The 21,116-nt window shown below is 73.5% G+C and carries 17 protein-coding genes; 9 read left to right on the forward strand and 8 right to left on the reverse strand.

The annotated features are described in order from the left end of the window. Positions 1-8 precede the first annotated feature (8 nt). Together Aiant_RS40980 and Aiant_RS40985 are read left to right on the forward strand one after the other, a co-directional pair. Positions 9-1,829: a rhamnogalacturonan lyase gene (locus Aiant_RS40980; RefSeq protein ID WP_189330027.1), complete on the forward strand. Its 1,821-nt coding sequence runs from the start codon at positions 9-11 to the stop codon at positions 1,827-1,829. A gap of 241 nt (positions 1,830-2,070) precedes the next feature. Beyond that, positions 2,071-3,648, forward strand: coding sequence for a transcriptional regulator (locus Aiant_RS40985; RefSeq protein WP_212846751.1), 1,578 nt, complete (start codon positions 2,071-2,073; stop codon positions 3,646-3,648). Here the strand turns inward: Aiant_RS40985 and Aiant_RS40990 are convergent. Then, positions 3,600-4,019, reverse strand: coding sequence for a VOC family protein (locus tag Aiant_RS40990; protein WP_189330029.1), 420 nt, complete (start codon positions 4,017-4,019; stop codon positions 3,600-3,602). The genes Aiant_RS40985 and Aiant_RS40990 overlap by 49 nt on opposite strands. A 106-nt stretch (positions 4,020-4,125) precedes the next feature. Here Aiant_RS40990 and Aiant_RS40995 point away from each other — a divergent pair, with 106 nt between their 5' ends. The 5 genes from Aiant_RS40995 to Aiant_RS41020 all read left to right on the forward strand — a co-directional run bounded on the left by Aiant_RS40995 (position 4,126) and on the right by Aiant_RS41020 (position 11,986). After that, the gene (locus Aiant_RS40995) at positions 4,126-6,372 is read left to right on the forward strand and encodes a putative bifunctional diguanylate cyclase/phosphodiesterase (protein ID WP_229829965.1); all 2,247 of its coding nucleotides are present in this window, start codon (positions 4,126-4,128) and stop codon (positions 6,370-6,372) included. A 58-nt stretch (positions 6,373-6,430) separates the two neighbouring features. Next, the gene (locus Aiant_RS41005; RefSeq protein WP_229829966.1) at positions 6,431-8,905 is read left to right on the forward strand and encodes a sensor histidine kinase; all 2,475 of its coding nucleotides are present in this window, start codon (positions 6,431-6,433) and stop codon (positions 8,903-8,905) included. Between the two features lie 96 nt (positions 8,906-9,001). Next, the gene (gene sigK, locus Aiant_RS41010; RefSeq protein WP_189330030.1) at positions 9,002-9,616 is read left to right on the forward strand and encodes an ECF RNA polymerase sigma factor SigK; all 615 of its coding nucleotides are present in this window, start codon (positions 9,002-9,004) and stop codon (positions 9,614-9,616) included. Next, positions 9,613-10,338, forward strand: coding sequence for an anti-sigma factor (locus tag Aiant_RS41015; RefSeq protein WP_189330031.1), 726 nt, complete (start codon positions 9,613-9,615; stop codon positions 10,336-10,338). Before sigK ends, Aiant_RS41015 begins: the two co-directional genes overlap by 4 nt. A 73-nt stretch (positions 10,339-10,411) precedes the next feature. Further along, a complete protein-coding gene (locus Aiant_RS41020; RefSeq protein ID WP_189330032.1) occupies positions 10,412-11,986 on the forward strand; it encodes a GGDEF domain-containing protein in 1,575 nt (524 codons plus the stop codon). Here the strand turns inward: Aiant_RS41020 and Aiant_RS41025 are convergent. From Aiant_RS41025 to Aiant_RS41040, 4 genes are all read right to left on the reverse strand, one after another. Further along, on the reverse strand, positions 11,897-12,418 hold the full coding sequence (locus Aiant_RS41025; RefSeq protein WP_212846753.1) for a MarR family winged helix-turn-helix transcriptional regulator: 522 nt from the start codon (positions 12,416-12,418) through the stop codon (positions 11,897-11,899). The genes Aiant_RS41020 and Aiant_RS41025 overlap by 90 nt on opposite strands. Before the next feature lie 86 nt (positions 12,419-12,504). Beyond that, positions 12,505-13,335, reverse strand: coding sequence for an SDR family NAD(P)-dependent oxidoreductase (locus tag Aiant_RS41030; protein ID WP_189330033.1), 831 nt, complete (start codon positions 13,333-13,335; stop codon positions 12,505-12,507). A 19-nt stretch (positions 13,336-13,354) separates the two neighbouring features. Continuing rightward, on the reverse strand, positions 13,355-14,074 hold the full coding sequence (locus Aiant_RS41035) for a class I SAM-dependent methyltransferase (protein ID WP_189330034.1): 720 nt from the start codon (positions 14,072-14,074) through the stop codon (positions 13,355-13,357). Positions 14,075-14,091: 17 nt separating this feature from the next. Continuing rightward, a complete protein-coding gene (locus tag Aiant_RS41040) occupies positions 14,092-17,424 on the reverse strand; it encodes a CHAT domain-containing protein (RefSeq protein ID WP_189330035.1) in 3,333 nt (1,110 codons plus the stop codon). A gap of 61 nt (positions 17,425-17,485) precedes the next feature. On the opposite strand from Aiant_RS41040, the gene Aiant_RS41045 reads away from it, so the two are divergent. Continuing rightward, positions 17,486-18,067, forward strand: a complete 582-nt coding sequence (locus Aiant_RS41045) for a GNAT family N-acetyltransferase (protein WP_189330036.1) — start codon at positions 17,486-17,488, stop codon at positions 18,065-18,067. A 79-nt stretch (positions 18,068-18,146) separates the two neighbouring features. On the opposite strand, the gene Aiant_RS41050 is transcribed toward Aiant_RS41045, so the two are convergent. Together Aiant_RS41050 and Aiant_RS41055 are read right to left on the reverse strand one after the other, a co-directional pair. Then, on the reverse strand, positions 18,147-19,418 hold the full coding sequence (locus Aiant_RS41050; RefSeq protein ID WP_189330037.1) for a DHA2 family efflux MFS transporter permease subunit: 1,272 nt from the start codon (positions 19,416-19,418) through the stop codon (positions 18,147-18,149). Continuing rightward, on the reverse strand, positions 19,340-19,576 hold the full coding sequence (locus tag Aiant_RS41055) for a hypothetical protein (RefSeq protein ID WP_189330038.1): 237 nt from the start codon (positions 19,574-19,576) through the stop codon (positions 19,340-19,342). The genes Aiant_RS41050 and Aiant_RS41055 overlap by 79 nt, the downstream gene beginning before the upstream one ends. An 84-nt stretch (positions 19,577-19,660) precedes the next feature. Between Aiant_RS41055 and Aiant_RS41060 the strand changes: the two genes are divergently transcribed. Then, positions 19,661-20,101, forward strand: coding sequence for a MarR family winged helix-turn-helix transcriptional regulator (locus Aiant_RS41060; RefSeq protein ID WP_212846762.1), 441 nt, complete (start codon positions 19,661-19,663; stop codon positions 20,099-20,101). A 42-nt stretch (positions 20,102-20,143) separates the two neighbouring features. On the opposite strand, the gene Aiant_RS41065 is transcribed toward Aiant_RS41060, so the two are convergent. Further along, the gene (locus tag Aiant_RS41065; RefSeq protein ID WP_189330040.1) at positions 20,144-21,115 is read right to left on the reverse strand and encodes an aldo/keto reductase; all 972 of its coding nucleotides are present in this window, start codon (positions 21,113-21,115) and stop codon (positions 20,144-20,146) included. Position 21,116: the final 1 nt, after the last annotated feature.

The following is a 21,116-nucleotide window of genomic DNA, read 5'->3' on the forward strand; positions in this document are numbered from 1 at the left end:
GATCCCCCATGCGACGCAAACTCCTGAGCGGCCTGTCGGTGGCCGCCGTCCTACTCACCCCCGGTGCCGTCCCCACCGCCGCCGGCGCCGCTCCGGCGAAGGCGGCCTCCCCGGCCGTCGACGCCCTGGACCGTGGCCTGATCAGCCTGCGGACCTCGACCGGCAACTTCCTGTCCTGGCGGCTGCTGGCCTCCGACCCGGCCGGTGTCGCGTTCAACGTCTACCGCGGCTCGACCCGGCTGACCACCGCCCCGATCACCAAGGGCACCAACTTCACCGACGCCGGCGCCCCGGCCGGCGCGTCTTACACGGTCAAGCCGGTCGTCGACGGCGTCGAGACCGCCTCGCTGGCGGCGGCCACCCCGACCGTCGCACTCGCCGCCGCCTACCAGGACGTGCCGATCCAGGTGCCGGCCGGTGGCACCACCCCGGACGGCGTCGCCTACACCTACTCGGCCAACGACGCCTCGGTCGGCGACCTGGACGGCGACGGCGCCTACGAGATCGTCCTCAAGTGGGACCCGTCCAACGCCAAGGACAACTCGCAGTCCGGCTACACCGGGCCGGTCATCATCGACGCGTACCGGCTGAACGGCACCCGGCTGTGGCGGCTCAACCTGGGCCGGAACATCCGGGCCGGCGCCCACTACACCCAGTTCCAGGTCTTCGACTACGACGGCGACGGCAAGGCCGAGGTGGTCATGAAGACCGCCGACGGTACGACCGACGGCACCGGCGCGGTGCTCGGCAACGCCGGTGCGGACTACCGCAACTCGTCCGGGTACGTGCTGTCCGGGCCGGAGTACCTGACCGTCTTCAACGGGCAGACCGGCAGGGCGATGGCGACCGCCGACTACGTGGTGCCGCGCGGGACCGTCTCGTCGTGGGGTGACAGTTACGGCAACCGGGTGGACCGGTTCCTGGCCGGGACCGCGTACCTCAATGGGTCTTATCCCAGCATCGTCATGGCCCGCGGCTATTACACCCGCTCGGTGATCGTGGCCTGGGATTACCGCAACGGCGCGCTCACTCGCAGGTGGACCTTCGACAGCAACTCGTCCACCAACGGCTCCGCCTGGACCGGGCAGGGCAACCACCAGCTCTCCGTCGCCGACGTGGACGGTGACGGCCGGGACGAGATCCTGTACGGCGCGATGGCCGTCGACGACAACGGCTACGGGCTGTGGGTCAACGGGCAGGGCCATGGCGACGCGTACCACGTCGGTGATCTGATCCCGAGCCGTCCCGGCCTGGAGATCTTCAAGGTCGACGAGGGCACCACGAAGCTGGCCGCCTGGATGGCCGACGCCCGCACCGGGTCGATCATCTGGTCGAACGCCTCCTGCGGCTGCGACAACGGCCGCGGCGTCTCGGACGACATCTACGCCGGCAGTCCCGGCGCCGAGTCCTGGTCGTCGGCGGTCTCCGGCCTGTTCACCACGTCCGGGCAGAACATCGGCCGCAAGCCGTCCAGCACGAACTTCGTCATCTGGTGGGACGGCGACGCGCAGCGGGAGCTGCTCGACGGCACCCACATCGACAAGTACGGCACCAGCGCCGACACCCGGCTGCTGACCGCCAGTGGCGTGCACTCCAACAACGGCACGAAGGCCACCCCGTCGTTGCAGGCCGACATCCTCGGCGACTGGCGCGAGGAGGTCATCTGGCCGACCACCGACAACACCCGGCTGCGGATCTACTCGACCACCGACAGCACCGGCATCTCGCGCCCGTCGCTGATGCAGGACCGGATGTACCGCGAGGCCGTCGCCTGGCAGAACACGGCGTACAACCAGCCACCGCACCCGTCCTTCGCGATTGGCGGCTGAGTGCGGCCGCTCCCCGCCTCGACGAGGCGGGGAGCGCTCCGGGCGTACGCGAAAGCCGTCGTGAGCCCGGATGACCTGGACCGGAAAGCGGCGAGATGCCCGGGAATTTTGCGCTTGCCTACCGGGATCGCACGGCTGGTGCGACGCCCGGGCCGACCCATTGACGAAGATGAGAGCTTCTCAACCGAGCGGGCATATGTCCGGTATGCGTGGGCAGACGCGACACGAGAAGGCGGTGGCGATGGTCCCCACGGACGGCGTGTCAGGAAAGGCGGAGACCGGCGAGGTCCCGGTTCTGGAGCCGGGCGGCGCCGACCGGCCGACGACGCGGGCCGAGGCGGCGACCTGGTGGGAGCTGCAGGACGAGCTCAGCGAGCAGATGCTGGGCCTGCGCGACGGCCTGGCCGAGCCGGAGACCGGTGTCGACGACTATCTGCTGACCGAGCCGGGGCAGGCCGCGTCCGGCGTGCGGTCCCGGGCCTGTGCCGACGCGCTCACCGCTGAGGTGCTGCTCGACGGTCTGGCCGCGGCGCGGGCGGCACCGGACCGGCACCTGGCCGACGACAGCCGCGGCCTGCTGCCGCCGGGGGAGCGGGTCGCGTTGTGGCGGTTGCGGCGCAGCATGTCGCAGAAGGCCGTCGCCTACCGGCTGAACCGGGCCCTGGCCTGGGTCATCGCGGTCGAGCAGGATCTCGACCGGCTGGACACGATCGAGGACGCCCGTGACGTCGCCGACCTGCTGCGCATCGACCTGCAACTGCTGATGGGGCGCGACGCGCAGGGCCCGCCGGACCCCGGGTTCGTCGACGAGGACACGGTGGAGCGGCTGCACGCGACGCTGGAGGTCACCGGCGATCCGGTACGCCTGTTCCCGGCCCGGTCGGCGCCGGTGTCGCTGGCCGAGCTGGCGGTGACGGTCCGTGCCGCGTGGCGGACCTACCAGCACGCCGAGTATGCCCGGCTGATGCGGACCGTGCCCCGGCTGCTGCGTGACGCGGCCACCTCGGACGGCGCCCGCGGCGGCGACCCGGACGCGGCCGAGGCGGCCCGGCTGCTCAGCCAGACCTATCAGATCGCCGCGATGGTGCTGGTCAAGGCCGGGCTGTACGAGCTGGCGCGGCTCGCCGCCGACCGGGCCTTCGAGGCGGCCAAGCGGGGTGAGGACGACCTGCTGCTGGGCGCGGCGGCCGGCTGCGGCGCCACGGTGCTCACCTCGCTGGGCCGGGCGGCGTCGGCGCTGGAGCTGAGCGTGCTGGCCGCCGGCCGGATCAAGGCGGCGGAGCTGACCGGGCCCGGCCCGACCTCGGTGCGCGGCGCGTTGCTCGGGCAGGGCGCGGTGGCGGCCGCCCGGATCGGTGACGCGGGCCGGGCCTACGCGCTGCTGGCGGACGCCGACGAGCTGGCCGGCACGGTCGCCGCCGACGCGAACCGGTACGGGACCGGCTTCAACCGCACGAGTGTCCGGATGCGCCGGGTGGCGATCGCCGTCGAACTGGGCGAGAGCCTGCGCAGCATCGGCGCCGACCTGGCCCTGGACACCGCCGACCTGGCCGCGGTCACCCCCGGGCAGCGGGCCACCCACCAGGTGACGCTGGCCCGCGCGCACCTGCAGGCCGGCGAGGTCGACCGGGCCGGCGAAGCCCTGCTGGCCTGCGAGGCGCCCGACGAGGTCCGGCTGCCGGTGGGCCGGGCGGTGGTCGGTGACGTCCTGCGCCACGCCCGCCGCCGCGGCTCGCCCCTGACCCCGCGACTGGAGCAGCTCCGGGAGGATCAGAGCACCAGGTCGTCGTTCTCGTCGAAGATCCAGCCGTCCTCGTAGAGCACCTCGACCAGGTGACCGTCGGCGTCGGTGAAGTAGCCGCTGTGCCCCCACGCGTTCGGGCCGGCCGGGCGGGTCACGGTGGCGCCCAGCTCGGCGGCCCTGGTCATCACCGTGTAGACCTCCTCGGCACTGCGCGCCACGTACGCCAGCGCGAACCCGGCGAACCCGCCCGGCCCCCGGTCCGGCAGCCCGGCGTCGGCCGCGAACGCCGCCCGGGACTGGAACGCCACCGCGACCCCGCCCAGCTCGAACAGCGCGAACTCGTCCGAGCCCGCCGCCGCCCGCCGCCAGCCCAGCGCCTGGTAGAACGCGACCGACGCGGCCACGTCCCGCACGCCGAGCAGGATCAGGTTGAGTCTCTGCCGCACGACAGCCCTCCACGAAGAAAAGTTGATCATCGCAGAGTGTGGCTCTTCACAGGCGCCGGCGAACCGTCAGACTTAACCGCGGCCCGTCGCCGCCGAAATCACCGGGGTGAACGTTCGACGCCGCGACCATGAGGGTGCGCACCGCCTGTGGTGCGTCGCCCTGGTGATCGGGGTCGTGGTCGTCGGCGGCTACTACCTGCTGTCCTCCGGCGGCGTGGCGCAGAGCATCGTCTACCCCACCATCGGCTGCACCTACGCCCTGCTCATGCTGGTCGGCGTCCGCCTGCACCGGCCGGAGCGCCCGGCGATCTGGTACCTGTTCGCGGCCGGCCAGCTGATGTCGGTCTCCGGCGACGTCGTCTGGAACTACTACGTGTACGTGCTCCATCAGGAGCCGTTCCCGTCACTCGCCGACGTGTTCTATCTGAGCAGTTACCCGCTTCTGGTCGCCGGGTTCGTCCGGCTGGTCCACCAGCACCGCGACCGTGACCCCCGGGCGGTGCTCGACGCGGCCATCGTCGCCACCGGCACCGGCCTGGTGTTCTGGGTGTTCATCCTGCACCCGGCGGCCACCGCGTCCGCCGCGACGCTGCTCGAACGCGTCATCAACACCGCCTATCCGGCGGCCGACGTCATGCTGCTGGCCATCCTGGCCGGCCTGTTCACCGGCTCCCGCGCCGGCCACCCGAGCGCGCGGCTGCTCGGCGCGGCGGCGGTGGCGCTGCTGAGCGCCGACGTCGCCTACGCCACCCTCGGCGAGCTCATCAACGTCGAGCAGGGCGGTCCGGTCGACGCGCTCTTCATGTCCTCCTACGTGCTGTGGGGCGCCGCCGCGCTGCACCCGTCGATGGCGGCCCGGCGTGCCGAAACGTCGCCGGCCGGCCGGGTGCAGGTGCGCCGCGGCCGCCAGGCGCTGCTGACCGCCAGCTCCCTGCTCGCCCCCGGCCTGCTGTTCCTGCCCGGCGTCTCCGGCCGGCGCGGCGACTGGATGGTGGCCGCCGCCGGCGCCGTGGTGCTGTTCCTGCTCATCTCCGCCCGGATGTCCGGATTTCTCAAGCAGATCCAGAAGCAGGCCGGTGACCTGGAGACGCTGGCGCTGCACGACGAACTGACCGGACTCGCGAACCGGCGCCAGTTCCAGACGCTGCTGCGCGCCGCCCTGACGACCGGGCCGTGCTGCGTGGCGCTGCTCGACCTGACCGGCTTCAAGAAGGTCAACGACCAGCTCGGCCACCACGTCGGCGACCAGCTGCTCGCCGAGGTCGCCGGGCGGTTGACCGCCGCCGCCGGTGACCTCGCGTCGGTCGCCCGGATGGGCGGCGACGAGTTCGCCTTCCTGATGCCGGGCGCGAGCCCGGAGGCCGCGACCCGGATGGCCGAGCGCATCGGGCAGCAGCTCGCGAAGCCCATCCGGGCGGCCGGGCACGATCTGCTGATCCGCGCGAACATCGGGCTGGCCGACACCGGCCCGTTCACCGAACCGCCGGAGGCGCTGCGCCGGGCCGACGTCGCCATGTACGCTGCCAAGGGGGCCGGCGAGCCGTACCGCTGGTACGTCGCGGATTTCGACCGGGGCGCCGACGAGGACGCCCGGATCGGCGCCGAGCTGCGCACCGCGATGGACGCCGGGCACCTGCGGCTGGTCTATCAGCCGATCGTCGAGCTGCCCACCGGCCGGCTGGTCGCCGTGGAGGCGCTGGTGCGCTGGCACCACCCGGAACGCGGCGTGATCGGCCCGGCCGACTTCATCCCGGTCGCCGAACGCGACGGCACGATCGTGGAACTCGGCGCCTGGATCCTGCGCGAGGCGTGCCGGCAGCTGGCGATCTGGCGCGCCGAGCCCGGCTCGGGCGCACCCCCGCGGGTCACCGTCAACGTGTCGGCCCGCCAGCTCGCCCGCCCCGGGCTCGTCGACACGGTCCGGGACGCGCTGACCGTCAACGGGCTTCCCGCCGCGTCCCTGACCGTCGAGGTGACCGAAACCGCCGTCTTCGAGAGCGGCCGCTCCGTCGAGGCGCTGCACCGGCTGGACGAGATGGGTGTCCGGATCGCCCTGGACGACTTCGGCACCGGGCACTCCTCGCTCACCCTGCTGCAAACCGTGCCGGCGCACGCCCTCAAGGTCGACAAGTCGTTCGTCGACCAGGTCGCCGCGGGCGGGCGCCCGGCGGTCATCGCCGCCACCCTGATCAAGGTCGCCGAGGGGCTCGGCATGTCCGCCGTGGCCGAGGGCGTGGAGACCGCGGAGCAGGCTGCCGAGCTGCACCGGCTCGGCTACCAGCTGGCGCAGGGCTACTACTTCGGCCGCCCCACCGAGAACCCTCGATCGGCCGACGCCGCGCTGGCGGGCTGACCGGCACGGTTCGTGATCAAGATCGTTACGCATCGGGAGGGCGCTCGTTAGCCCGTCCGTGGCTGAACTGAACGAGGCAGTGCTGCGCGATCCTGCCCGGCTGGCCGCGGTTGCCATGGCCCGCCGCCGGTGGCCGGCCGCGCCGCCGCCGATGGACGCGATCGCCCGATTGGCGGCCCGGCTGCTGACCGCGTCGATGGCGGCGGTCACGCTCGTCGACGACGTGCAGGAGTATTTCGCGGGCGTCCACGACCTGCCCGCGGAGCTGACCGGCGAGGGCCGGGCGCCGCTGACGTACTCGGTCTGCAAGTACGTGGTCAGCCGCGGACGGCCGGTGTGGTCCGCCGACCTGCTCACCGAGAAGAGCCCTGACCTGCGCGAGCACCCGCTGGTGCGGAGTTTCGGGATGCGGGCGTTCGCCGGGGTGCCACTGCGCGACGCGGCCGGTCAGCCGCTCGGGTCGCTGACCGTCTTCGACACCGTGGCCCGGCCGTGGACGGCCGAGCAGCTGACCACCCTGACCGAGGTCGCCGCGCTGCTGCGCGACGCGGACCGCTCCGCCGGCCCGGACGCGGTGGCCGGCCTGGACACCGCGGCGCTGCTCGACAGCATGCAGGAGGCGTTCCTCGCCATCGACCCGGACGGCATCGTCGCCGGCTTCAACCGCGCCGCTCACCGGCTGCTCGGCTACACCGCCGAGCAGGTGTGCGGCCGGCACCTGGACGACTGCCTGCTGCCCGGTTACGACGGGCAGCCGATCGACTTCGCGCTCGGCCGGCTGTTCGAGGCGGCGCCGCGCCGGCCCGTGCTGCGCAGCCTGACCATGCGGCACCGCGACGGGCACCGGCTGCCGGTCCAGGCGTCGCTGTCCGTGGTCCGCAGCGCCGCGGGCGCCCTGGCGTGCGTCTTTCTCACCGACCTGTCCGAGCGTGATGCCGCGCAACAACTGGCTGACCGGCACGGCAGCTTCCTGAACGCGCTGCTGGACAGCCTCTCGGTCGGGGTGGCCGCCTGCGACGAGACCGGCCGGGTGGTGCTGCTCAACCGTGCCCTGCGCGAGGTCAGGGGCTGGTCCGACGACGTGAAGCTGCCGGTCGACTATCCGGCGACGCTCCATGACATGCTGCGCTATCCCGATCTGCGGCCGATGCCGTGGCAGCAGACCCCGCTCATGCGGGCCTTCCACGGCGAGCGCGTCGTCGACGCCGACGTGCTGGCCGTCGTCCCGGGTCACCGGACCCGCCGGTTCGCCACCACCGCTCAGCCGATCATCGGCGCCGACGGGACGCTGCTCGGCGCCGTGGCGGTCGCCCACGAGGTCACCGCCGTGCGCCGCGCCGAACGCTTCCGGGTGTGTCACCAGGAGGTCGACCAGGCCCTGCGCACCGCCGCCTCGCCCGCCGAGGCGGTACCGGAGATCCTGCGCGCGGTGACGACCGCGCTCGGCTGGCCCTGCGCCGAACTGTTCCTGATCGACGAGCTGACCGGTGAGCTGCGCTCGGCCGGGCACTACGACGCCACCGATGTCCGCGACGACGGCTTCTTCGGGCACGTCCCGGTGCGCGGGCAGGGCATCACGGGCCGGGCCTGGCACAGCGGAAGGCCGTTCTGGGTTCCCGACGTGACCCGGCTGGAGCGGCCGACCCCGTACGAACGGGAGCGGATCCGGATCTGCCACGAGCGCGGCATCCGGACCGTCCTCGCGGTGCCGGTCCGGCAGGGCGACACGCTGCTCGGCGTGCTGACCTGCTACGCCGGCACCCCGGAGTTCCACGAGGACCTGCTGACCGTGCTGCTCGACGGGATCGCCGCGCAGATCGGTCTGCACCTGGCGCTGCGCCGCTCGGAACAGTTCGCCCGGCAACTGGCCCGCGCGCAGAACGACTTCATCGACCTGGTCGGCCACGAGTTGCGCACCCCGCTGACGTCGATCGCCGCCAACGCGAGTCTGCTCGCCGACGAGTCGGCCGCCTTCGACGCCGACCACCAGCACATGATCGAGGCGGTCGGCCGCAACACCGCCGTCGTGCAGGAGATCGTGGACACCCTGCTGGACCTGGCCGGCCTGGAATCCGGCCAGATCCCGCTGAGCGTCCGGCGGACCGACCTCGCCGGGCTCGTGACCGAGGCGGTGACCGCCACCGGCCGGCCGATCGACACCGACCTGCCCGAGCACCTGTACGTCACCGGGGACCCGGCCCGGCTCCGGCAGGTCGTCGACGATCTGCTCGCCAACGCCGTCGCCTACAGCCCGCCGGACGGCCGGATCCGGGTCCGGCTGCACGGGGACGGCGACCTCGTGGAGCTGAGCATCGCCGACCACGGCATCGGCATCCCGGGCGCCGAACACGAACAGGCCCTGGACCGGTTCTATCGCGGCAGCAACGTGCGGCACCACGGCATCTCCGGCAGCGGTCTCGGGCTCAGCCTCGCCCGCGCCATCGTGCGCCGTCACCACGGCACCATCACGCTCGACGACAACCAGCCCACCGGCACCGTCGTGCGGGTGCGCCTGCCCGGCCGTACCCGGTGACCGTGGCCGGGGAAAACACCTCGCAGAAGTGACCCATCCGGTCCGCCGACGGCTCCGAATCCTCGGTGTAGCTGCACGCGAAAAGGACGGATCTTGATGGCGGAGCGCGACGTGAGTCACCGGGCGGGGCGGCTGGCCCCGGTGCCCGGACCGGCGGCACCGGTGGACGCGGACAGGCTGTTGCGGGCGGTCGGCCGCGGCGACGAGCAGGCGTTCGCCCGGCTCTACGACCTGGTGGCGCCCCGGGTGTACGGGCTGGTCAGACGGGTGGTGCGCGACCCCGCCCAGGCGGAGGAGGTCGCCCAGGAGGTGCTGGTCGAGGTCTGGCGTTGCGCGGCCCGGTTCGACCCGGACGGCGGGTCGGCGACCGCGTGGGTGTTCACCATCGCGCACCGGCGGGCCGTCGACCGGGTCCGCGCCGAGCAGGCGGCGGCCGAGCGGACCGTGCGGGCCGGCGCGGCGTCGCTGGACACCCCCTACGACGCGGTGGCCGACGAGGTGTCCGGGCGGCTGGAGCGCCAGCAGGTGCGCCACTGCCTGGACGACCTCACCGACCTCCAGCGCCAGGTGGTCACCATGGCCTACTACCAGGGCCACTCGTATCCGCAGGTGGCCGAGCTGTTGCGGACCCCGCTGGGCACGGTGAAGACCCGGATGCGCGACGGCCTGATCCGGCTGCGCGACTGCCTGGGCGTGGAGGTGCCGGCATGAGCGTCGACATCCACTCGCTGGTCGGCGCGTATGCGCTGGACGCCGTCGACGACCTCGAACGGGCGGCCGTCGACCGCCACCTGCTCGAGTGCGACGAGTGCCGGGTCGAGGCCGCCGAGCTGCGCGAGACCGCCGCCCGGCTGGCCGACGGCACCTGGTCGGTGCCGCCGCCACGGCTGCGCGACAACGTCCTGGCCGCGGTCGCGACGACCCGCCAGCTCCCGGTCGCCACGCCGCGCCGCGCCCGGCGGTCTCATCGGTCACGGTGGATCGCCGCGGCCGCCGCTGTGGTCGCGGCGGTCAGCGCGGGCACGACCGTCTTCACCGTTCAAGAGCTTCGCGTACGCGACGAGCACAGCGCTGTCGAAGCCGCCCGCGCCCGGGAGGCCGAAGTCCGTGGCATCCTGGCCGCCCCCGACGTGGTGCTCCGCGACCAGGTGCTGGCCGGCGGAGGCAAGGTCACCGTGGCGTACTCCCGGCTGCGCGACTCCGGGGTGATCATGATGGCCGCGGACGCCCCGCCCACCGGTGGCCGGGTCTTCCAGCTGTGGACGGTCCGGTCGGGCGCCCCGGTCTCCGAGGGCGTGCTGGCCGTCGGCCAGACCACGGCCGTGCAGATCGTCGACGGCATGCCCGCGCCCTCCGTCGTCGGTGTCTCGGTGGAACCGCCGGGCGGATCGCCGACGCCGACGCTGATGGTGGCCGGCGTGAAGACGACCTGAGGCTCGGGTCGCGGCGCCACTTTCCTCAGGTTGCCCGGCAAAGGTCCGAACTTTGCCGGGTGGAGGGCGGACCATGCGGGGAGTAGGACGGAAGTCGGGCACGGCGATCGCGGCCGGCCTGGCCGTGCAGGGCCTGCTGCCGTTGCTCGGCTCGCGCACCGGCGTGGTGGCCGACAACGTCCTGCTGGCGCTGATCGCGCTGGTCACCACGCTCGGACACCGCCGGCAGGCGCGGACGTCGCGCGGGCAGCAGCGCTGGGCGTGGTCGCTGGCCGCGGCCGCCGCCGGACTGTGGTCGGCCTCCAGCGTGGTCGACACCGTGGACGTCTTCCTGTCCGCCGACGCGTCACTCGACGAGCTGCTGGCGGTCGGCGCGGCGCTGTGTTCCCTGGTCGCGCTGGTGCTGCTGGGCAGCGCCGGCCGGGCCGGGCACGGTGACCGGCTGTCCCGGCTGCTCGACGTCGCCACGGTGTCCGGCGCGCTGTTCCTGCTCGCGTGGGAGTTCGTGATCGAGCCGGCCCAGGCGCGGCTGCCCGGGCTCAGCGGCCCGCTCGTCGTCTCGGTGCTGCTGCCCGAGCTGATCGGTGCGGCGTACGCGGTCGTGCTGCTCTCCCGCAGCCTGTCCCACCGCGGCGACACCGCGCTGACCCTGCTCGCGCTGGGCCTGCTGGCGTTCGCCGCCACCATGCTCCTGGCGGTGCACAACCTCGCCCACCAGCTGCCGTGGTACGCCACCGGCGTCGGCGCCGGCTACGTCATCGCCGGGCTGCTGACCGCGCTGGCCAGCCGGGCGCCGCTGCCACCGGAGACGTTCACCGAGCAGGCGCACCGGGCGGGGCGGTGGCTGCTGCTGCCGTACCTGCCGGTGAGCCTCGCGTTCGCCGTCGCCGCCTGGCGTTACCTGCACACCGGCAGCCTCACCGCGGCCCTGTTCTGGCTGCTGCTGGCCACCGCCACCCTGGTGCTGGTCCGGCAGTTCCTCAACCTGCGGGTCAACCAGCGACTCGCCGACGAGCTGCGCCGCCGCGGTGCGGAACTGGCCCACCAGGCGGCGCACGACCCGCTGACCGGGCTGGCCAACCGGGCCGGGTTCCAGCAGCGGGCCGAGGCCGAGCTGGCCGCGGCCGGCCCGGACGGGCTCACCGGCGTCCTGCTGATCGACCTGGACGGCTTCAAAGCCGTGAACGACACCTACGGCCACGCCGCCGGCGATGCGCTGCTGGTCGGCGTGGCGGCGAGGCTGCGGGCCGGGGTACGCGGCGACGACACGGTGGCCCGCCTCGGTGGCGACGAGTTCGCCGTCGTGCTGCCCCACCTGAACGACCCGGGCGAGGTGTACGACATCGGCCTGCGCGTCCTGCACCAGCTGACCGAGCCGATCGACGTGGGCGTCGCCGTGATCACCGCCCGCGGCAGCGTCGGCGCGACCGTCGGCGTGGGCGGCCGGCACGAGCCGCTCGACCTGGTGGAGCAGGCCGATGTCGCCCTGTACGAGGCGAAGGCGGCCGGCAAGGGCGTGGTCCGCACCCACGGCTCGGTCCTGATCGGCGGGCCCGGGTCAGTCGGTGGTGACCGCATCGGGAACGCCCCGCATGCCGGCGAGCATGTGGTCCTGCACGACGAGCAACACGTCGGCCGCCGCGCCTAGCTCCTCCGGGGGCACGGCGGCGAAGACCTCGGCCAGCAATTCCCGCCGCGCGGCCCGCACGGTTGCCAGGGCGCTGCGGCCCGCCGGCGTGATGGCGATCAGCGTCGCCCGCCTGTCGCGCGGGTCCGGGACCGCCTCGACCAGCTGAAGGCGGCGCAGCTGACGCAGTTGCAGTGACACCGTCGACACGTCGACACGCAGGCAATCGGCCACGTCCGAGATGCGCATCGGCGCGGCCAGGTCGAAGTGTTCCAGCAGCCGCCACTCGCTGGGCGGCAGATCGTGGCCACTTCGGACGGCGAGCTCGGTGCGGATGTGCTTGCTCTCGTTCCAGCGGACCAGGGCCGAGAGCCCGGCCTCCAGGCGGGTCAGCGGGTCCGGCTCGGCCGCTTCGCCTTTCCCGGCCCGGCGCGGCGTCACGGCTCGGTTCACCTGACCAGGCTACCGAGCCTGCCGGCGGAGCGCGCACCGCCGCCCGCGTGTGCGGCGATCCCGGCACGGGTCCGTGGGCCGGCCCGTCAGCGCACGGGCAGGTCGGCCAGGAGCTTCTCGGTGATCTCGTGCAGGGCCGCGGCGGCCTCCGGGTCGAAGGCCGGGGTGTCGACGGGCAGAGCCTTGCCTTCGAGCACCGCGCTCAGCCCGGTGGCGGGGGAGTCCAGGAAGGGGAGGATCTGGGCCACCGCCAGAGCCACCGGCTTGCCCGAGGTGCGCAACCCGTCGACGTGAGCAGCGGTGGCGGGGTCGTACTCGCCGGCGAAGCTGGTGGCGACCACCCCCGGATGGTTGAGGACGTAGTGGATCGGGGGCTCGCGGTGTAGTGCGGTGAAACGTACGCCGAGCAGGTCACAGAGCGCGGCGCTGTGCCCCAGGGCCCCGGTGCCGGGATAGTTGTGCCGCAGCTGCAGGTCGTCCCAGCGGGGTGGCCCGGTGAGGCCGGCCCCGCCGAAGTTCAGCACCACCGGATGGGCGGCGCGGTTCAGCAGCGGAACCAGGCCGTGGCTGAGCAGATGGCGACTGAGGTAATACAGCGCGAAATTGCTCTCCAGCCCGTCCGGCGTCTCAGCGCGGGTCGAGCGGTGGAATCGCGCGCCCAGGATCAGGACGTCGACCGCCGCGAAGCGCTCGGTGATCCATGCGATCACCCGCCGGTTCTCGGCGACCAGACTCAGATCGGCCGGCAGGAAATGGGCCCGCTCGCCGGCCCCGGCCGCTGCCGCACCGGCCAGGAAGGCATTTCCCTTCTCCGCGCTGGTGCCGATGACGAGCACGTCGTGACCGCGATCCAGATAGGTCGTGGCCAGCGCCCTGCCGATGCCGTCGGTGCCTCCGGTGATCACCGTTACCGGCATGAGCCCTCCTCAGATGGTTTTAACCATCAAAGTATCTCATGGCGGGTCTGCGGGCGAGCAGCAGCGAGAACCGCAGGTCGCCGCCGTCGGCGCTCAGGTCGACCGTCTCCACGGTGAAGCCGGCCGCCCGCAGGTCACGCCGGACCGCGGGCCGGGGAGTGGTGCGGTAATACATGACGAACGGCGGCCGCACCACGGTGTTGCGGACCACCATGGCCAGGTCCAGGCCGAGCGTCGCCCAGTACACCCCGGTGTTGCGCGTCGGCAGGTCGCCGATCGCCACCGCGAAGAGGCCGCCGGGCCGCAACGCCCGGTGCACCCCCTCGAACAGCGCCGGCCGCTCCGACGGCAGGAAGTGCCCCAGCGCACCGAAGGTCACCGCGAGGTCGAAGCCGCCGGTGAACGGCAGCGCCCGGACATCGGCGCGCACCAGCGTGGCCCGCGGAACCGCGCCGCGCGCCTCGCCGAGCATCCCGGCGCTGAAGTCGACGCCGGTCACCTGATCCCGGCACAGTCGGTCCAGGACGGTCAGGCCCGCGCCGGTCCCGCAGCAGACATCCAGACCGCGGTGGAACGGCCCCGCCGCCGACAACTCCTGGACGGTCGCGTGGAGAATGCTGTCCGGGGTCCGGAACGGGGTGTGGTCGAATTTCTCCGCCAGCCGGTCATACCCGCCTTCGACCGAGGACAGTGCCTGCACGCACAGCTCCCGCAGCGACGGGCCGTTAGGAGAGAACACCCGGCCGAGCGTACCTGTCAGGGTCCGAAATGCAGGTGTGTCGCCCAGAGATCCGGCCGCTGCGGATACCGCTCGCGCAGCGCCCGGACCGCGTGGTGCACGGCCAGGGCGGGGTCGCCGGCCAGGGCCCGGTCGGCGTAGACGGACCGGCTGAACCGCCGCGCGATCGCGTCCCTGACCGGCCACAGCGTGCCGATCACGTGGGTGAACCCGGCCAGTTGCAGCGCCGACGCGATGTGGATCGACTCGTCCGGCACCCGCACGCCGCCGTCCGCGGTGGTGCACGCCGACAGGTACGCGAGAAAGCCGCCGCTGAGGTCGAGTCCGGTCAGCTCGCGGGCGCTCAACGGTCCGTCGTGCAGCGCGAGGTGCCCCTGCGCCGGGTCGGTCGCGGTGGCCGCGTGGCAGGCCAGGTGCGCCCAGCGGGCCCGCGGCAGCCACGCCCGGACCGCCTCCCGAGTCGCCTGCTCGTCCAGCAGCAGCGTCGCGGCACCGCCCAGCTCGGCTGCGGCCACCTGCTCCGCCTCCCGGCGCGCGTGCAGCAACGGCGGCATGCCGGGCGCCTCGTTCACCCCGACCGCGACCACCCGGCCGTCATGCCGGCCCTGATCGGGGCGCCCGGCGTGGTCGAGGATCCGCGCGGTCGGCGCATAGGACGAGACCACCAGATCCGGTACGCCCGTCTCCCGCCCCGCCGCGTGCAGCGGCAGCGTCCCGAACGGCCCGGTCGGCATCCACCACACCCGCGGCCACCGCTCGCCCGGCCCCGGCGTCGCGGTGTGCCCGAGGTGGCGCAGGATCGGCCCGGTCACCGTGTCCCACAGCCAGCCGAGCACCTCCCGGACCGTGTCCGGCTCCTCCCCGTCGACCGCCCCGCGCAGCGCGTTGGCCCGCGCGATCGCCTCGTCGTAGGTCAGCGCCGGCAGCGCGACCGTGCCGGCGCCGCGCTCGGTCATGGTCAGCGCGTGGCAGCCCTCGTCGCTGGCCAGCACGGCGACCAGCGTGCCGCCGCGCGCGGCCCGGCGCAGCTGCGCGATGGTGGGCGGCAGCCCGAACCGGGCGAAGCCGGGCGTCGCGCGGATCTCGTCGAGCAGGCCGCGCCAGCGCCCGGCGACCTCCCGGCGGCCCCGGACGGTGGCCAGGTCCGGCACCGGCTCGGCGTCCAGGACCGCGCGTGCCGCGACGACCCGGTCGGCCAGGTCGGGCCGCACCCGGCGCAGCTCGCCGAGCCCGGCCCGCGACTCCAGCGTCTGCGCGAGAAGTACGCCGCGCCCCTGCTCCAGCCACGCCCAGGCCTGCTCCACGTCACCGAGCGTCAACGCGGTCACGGCGGCCTCGGCGCCGAGGTTGCTCACCAGGCTCAGGTGGTGCTGCCGGTCGGCGCGGCCGAGTCCGTGGTCGGCAAGCTCCGGGAGCCGCGCGAAGACCGTCGCCCAGGCACGTGCCGCCTCGTCCGGGCGGCCCGCCTCGGCGGCCAGCCGGGCCCAGGCGTGCCCGAGCTGCGTGCCGAGTGCCGCGGCGGTCCCGTCGGCGAGCGCCGCCTCGCGCAGCGTGTCGATCGCCCGGTCGCGGCCGCCGGAGTGGGCGCGCAGGGCCAGGCCGAGGTTGCCGAGGTACATGCCGCGGTCCGGGTGGCCGTCGGGCAGCCCGGTCAGCGCCGCCTCCGCGGCGTCGATCGCCTCGCTCAGGAAGTGGTCGCCGCGGCCCGCCTCGTACCGGGTCCGCCCGATGGTCGCCAGGTTGGTCAGCATCAGGCGCCGGTCGGGATGGTCCTCCGGCAGCGTCTCCTGGGCGGCTCGCAGGTGGCGCAGTGCCTCGTCGAGGTCGGCCACCTCACCGCGGTGCTCGAAACGCGTCCAGAGGGCGGCGCTCAGATTCGCCAGGCCCGCCGGGCCGCCGGAGTCCGCGATCGCCCGCCGGCCGGCGGTGACGGCGTCGTCCAGGTCGGACGGGTCGGTGGTTCGCTCGAAGCGGGCCCGCAGGGCGATGCAGAGCTGGGACCACGCCCGGCCCTGCGTGCGTTCCGGCGGCATCGCGAGGACCTGGTGCAACAACGCGATCGCGGCGTCCAGGTCGGCGCTGTCGCCGGTGTGCGAGAAGCGGAGGTAGTGGGCGACCGCCAGATTGTGCCGGGTGTCGAGCCGGTCGGCGTGGTCGTCCGGCAGCGCGTCGAGCACCTCCCGTCGCAGGTCGACGGCCTCGTCGAGGTCGGCGCTCTGCCCGGTCCGCTCGAAGCGCTGGACCAGCGCGGAGGCGAGCAGGTCGGGGGAGCAGTCCCGGGCGAGGCCGACGAACTCGTCGAGGTCGGCGTCGTCGCCGTACCGTTCGAACCGCGCCTGCACCGCGGCGGCCAGGCACTCCAGGCGACGGCGCCGGTCCGGGTGGTCGTCCGGGACGTCGGCCAGCGACCACCGGTGGATCCGCACGGCCTCCTCCAGGTCGGCGTCGTCGCCGAACGCCTCGAACCGCTGCCGCAGCGCGCCGCCGACGTTGGACAGGAACCCGGAACGGTCCGGATCGCCGGGGCCGGCCAGGCTCACCGCCCGGCGGCCCAGGTCGATCGCCTCGTCCAGGTCGGCGCGCGCCCCGGTGCGGTGGAAGCGGCTGATCACCGCGCCGGCCAGGTTGGACAGCGGCAGGGGCTGCCCGGGTTCCGCCGCGACCGCCGCCCGGTGCAGGCGCAACGCCTCGTCGAGATCCTCGGCGGCGCCGGTCCGCTCGTGCCGGGCGTGCAGTGCCAGGCCGAGATTCGTCAGCAGCCCGGCCCGGGCGGGGAAGTCCGCCGGCGCCTCGGCGAGCGCGGCCGTACCGACGTGGATCGCCTCGTCGATGTCCGCCCGGTCGCCGAACCGGTCGAACCGCAGCCGCAGCGCGTTGCACAGGTCGCCGCGATGCACGAACGGGTCCGGTCCCTCCCGTGCCGCGTCGTGCAGCAGCGCGACGGCCCGGTCCAGCACCGCCCGGCACTCGCCGCCGGCCGACGACTCCATCAGGAGACCGGCCTCCAGGTTCCAGTGGTGCGGGGTGTCACCCACCCGCGGCGCCAGCCGGGTCAGCGCGGGCAGCAGCACGGTCGGCAGCTCGTCGACGTACTGGGGGAAGCACCCCTCCCACCAGATCAGCGCCGCCTGCACCTCCCGTTCCCGCTCGCCGTCGCCCACCAGCCCACCGCGCAGCCAGTGCCACGCGCCGAGCAGATAGGCGGCGTCGACGTCCTGGCCGGCGTGCTCGGCCAGCTCGGCGACCGTGGCGAACGCCTCGGCCCCGAGGAGCGCGTCCGGATCGTCGCCGGCCTCCGAGATGATCTCCAGGAGGCCGGACTTGAGCTCGTCGGCTCGGGAGGTGCGCACGGCTCGGCAGTCTCCCACCGGCACCGATCGAGGACCACCGCCTTCCCTCTATCGTGGACAGGTGTTCCAGCCCACGTACCCGATCAGCACCGCCCGGCTCACCCTGCGCCCGGTCACCCCGGACGACCTCGACGACGTGTACGCGTTCCAGTCCCGCCCCGACGTCGTGCGCTGGATGCTCGGAACCGGGCCGCGCACCCGCGAGCAGTCACGTGCCTCGGTGCTCGCCATGGCGAGCGAGGACGCGCTGCGCGAGGAGGGTGACTGCCTGACCCTCGCCGCGGTCACCGGCGGCACAGTCATCGGGACCGTCGAGCTGGTCTGGCGCAGCCGGTCCGAGCGCACCGCCGAACTCGGCTACGTCTTCCACCCCGGCCATGGCGGCCGCGGCCTGGCCACCGAAGCCGCCACCGCGCTGCTGGACTGGGGATTCACCGAGCTCGGCCTGCACCGGGTGGTCGCCCGCTGCCACGGCCGCAACGCCGCGTCCGCCCGGCTGATGGCCCGGCTCGGCATGCGGCAGGAGGCCCATCACGTCGAGAGCTACCTGTTCAACGGCGAGTGGGCCGACCAGATCGTCTTCGCCGTCCTGGCCCGTGAGTGGACGCCGCGCACGTCGCCTCCGGGCGGTCAGCGCCGGTAACAGCGCCTGGCGGCCTCGCTGACGACGATGCGGCGGACGTTCGCCGCCCGCATCGCGCCGGACGAGTTCACGACCGCCCTCACGACCGCGGCTGACCTGCTGGAATCCGAGCGGTGGCGGTGCTGTCCCGGCGCTGCTGGGCGCGCAGCACGATCGACGCGGCCGAGGCCGCGAGCGACAGGCCGGCCAGCGCGGCGAAGGCCAGGTGGTATCCCGAGGCCGTGGCCCAGCCGGACGCCGTCGCGCGGGACAGGATCACCGCCACCGTGGCCACCCCGACCGCGCCGCCCACCCGCTGCGTGATGTTGACGATCGCCGTCGCGTCGGGCAGCTGCTCGCGGCGGACCGCCGCGTACGCCGACGACACCAGCGGCATCGCCGCGACCCCGGTGGCCATCCCGGCCCCGAAGAGCAGGGCCTGGAGCAGGATCCCGTTCGCGTCGGCGGGCAGCAGGGCCAGCGGCAGGACCGCGGCCGCGATGGCGAGGTTGCCGAGCACCGCGACCCGCCCGCCGCCGAACCGGTCGGTCAGCCGGCCGCCCAGCGGCAGCATGACGATCCCGCCCACCCCGTAGGCGAGCAGGTCCACCCCGGTGCGGATCAGCCCGGTGCCGTGCAGCACCTGGAAGTACAGCGGCAGCAGCACCATCACGCCGAACATGGCGCCACCGGCGAAGAACCCGGCGCTGGTCGCGGCCCGGAAGGCGGGGATGCCGAAGAGCCGCACGTCCAGCAGTGGCCGCTCGCTGCGCAGCGTGCGCACCACGAACCCGGCCACCGCGAGGAGCCCGAGCGCCACGGGCAGCCAGACCGGCGGCGCGGTCACCGACCCGGCCGTGCCGATCTCGGACAGCCCGTAGACCACCGCGGACACCCCGCCGCCCGCGAGCACCACCCCGAGCACGTCGGGCCGGTGCGCCGGCGCACCCTGCGAACGGGGCAGATATCGCAGCCCGAGCGCCAGGCCGGCCAGCCCGAAGGGCACGTTGATCAGGAACAGCCACGGCCAGCTCCAGTGCGCCAGCATGAACCCGCCGACGGTCAGGCCGATCGCCGGCGCGCCGACGACCGCGATCCCGACCACGCCCATCACCCGGCCCATCCGCTGCGGCCCGGCCGCCTGGCCCAGGATGGTCTGCCCGGCCGGGATCATCAGCCCGGCCGCGAGACCCTGCAGGATGCGGGTGCCGATCAGCCAGCCCGCGGTCGGCGCGAAGGCGCAGGCCACCGAGGTGAGGGTGAAGGCGGCCAGGGCCGCGAGCCAGAGCCGGGTCACGCCGACCCGGCGGGCGAGCCAGCCGCACACGGTGAGCGAGACGCCGAGGGCCAGCAGTAGGCGCTGGCCACCCACTGGACGGTGGGCAGCGGGGCGCCCAGGTCGGTGCCGATGGTGCGCAGTCCGATGTTGACCAGTGAGGTGTCCAGCATGCCCATGACCGCGCCGAACACCACCACGCCGGCGATGCGCCAGACGTGAGCGGGGATCCGGTCGGTTCGCGTTGTCGTCACAGCTCCTCCTCGCAGCATTGATGAGCCTCCCAATTGCAGAGGCTAACAATGATTGAGGAGCTCAACAATAGATATAATCAGCAGGTGACCACCGAACCGTCCGCCGCGGGCGCCTTCCACCCGGCCGGCCTGCTGCGCTTCCCGACGTACCTGTTCGGCAAGCTGCACAAGGCCCTGCACGCTCAGCTGGACACCCCGCTGCGCGAGCACTGGGTGCTGACCTACCTCGCCGAGCGCGCCGAGATCTCCCAGCAGGAGATGGCCAACGCCATGGAGATCGACCGCAGCGAGGTGGTCCGGCTCATCGACAGCCTGGAGAAAGCGGGCCTGGTCACCCGTACCCGCGACCCGGAGGACCGCCGCAAGTACCGGTTGACCATCACCGCGGCGGGCAACCGGCTGCGCCGGGACACCGACGCCAAGCTCACCGAGGCCACCGACGTGCTGCTCGCCCGGCTCACCCCGGCCGAGCGCGAGACGTTGCACCGGCTCGCGCTCAAAGCTCTCGGGTACGACGAGAGGTGACCTGCGGCCTCCGGTCGCCGGGATGAGCGGGGCGAGAACGCCTCAGATGCCGTCGATGAGCGCCAGCTCGTCCGCGGTCAGCGGCGGGAAGTCGAGGGCCCGCACGTTGTGGTCGAGCTGCTCGGGCGAGCTCGCCCCGAGGATCGCCGAGGTGACCTCCGGCCGGCGCAGCACCCATTGCAGGGCGAGCTGGGCCAGTGACTGCCCCCGGTCGGACGCGATCTTGTTGAGTGCCTGGGCCCGCTGCCGGTACGCGTCGTCGATCGCGTCCGGGGTCAGGAACGCGCTGGTGAGCGCGCGGGCGCCGGCCGGGATGCCGGCCAGGTACTTGTCGGTGAGCAGGCCCTGCGCGAGCGGCGAGTAGACGACCAGCCCGAACCCGTCGGCGGCGGCCTGGTCGAGCAACCCGCCGGTCTCCGGAGTCCGGTCGAAGATCGAGTAACGCGGCTGGTGGACCAGCAGCGGCACCCCGGCCTGACGTAGCAGCTCGGCGGCCCGATGCGCGAGCGCGGTGTCGTAGTTGGAGACGCCGACATAGAGCGCCTTGCCCTGCTGGACCGCGCTGACCAGGGCGCCGACCGTCTCCTCCAGGGGCGTCTCCGGATCGGCGCGGTGGTGGTAGAACACGTCGACGTAGTCGGTGCCCAGGTCGCGCAGGCTGTGGTCGAGCGAGGCGAGCAGCGACTTGCGGGAGCCGCCGGACTGGTAGGGGCTCCGGCCGATCGGGTTGCCGGCCTTGGTCGACAGGATCAGCTCGTCGCGGTGCGCCGCGAGATCCCTGCGCAGCACCTCGCCGAAGAACTTCTGCGCGGCGCGGTGCGGCGGGCCGTACCGGTCGGCGTTGTCGAAGTGGGTGATGCCCAGGTCGAAGGCGTGCAGCACGATCGCCCGCTGGTTGTCGTAGGCGTAGTCGGTGCCGAACTTCTGCCACAGTCCGAGCGAGAACGCGGGCAGTCTCAGGCCCGAGTCGCCGGTGCGGCGGTATGCGAGTCGGTCGTAGCGGTCGGTGCTCATG

This window comes from Actinoplanes ianthinogenes (genome assembly GCF_018324205.1).
GTDB classification, from domain to species: Bacteria; Actinomycetota; Actinomycetes; order Mycobacteriales; family Micromonosporaceae; genus Actinoplanes; species Actinoplanes ianthinogenes.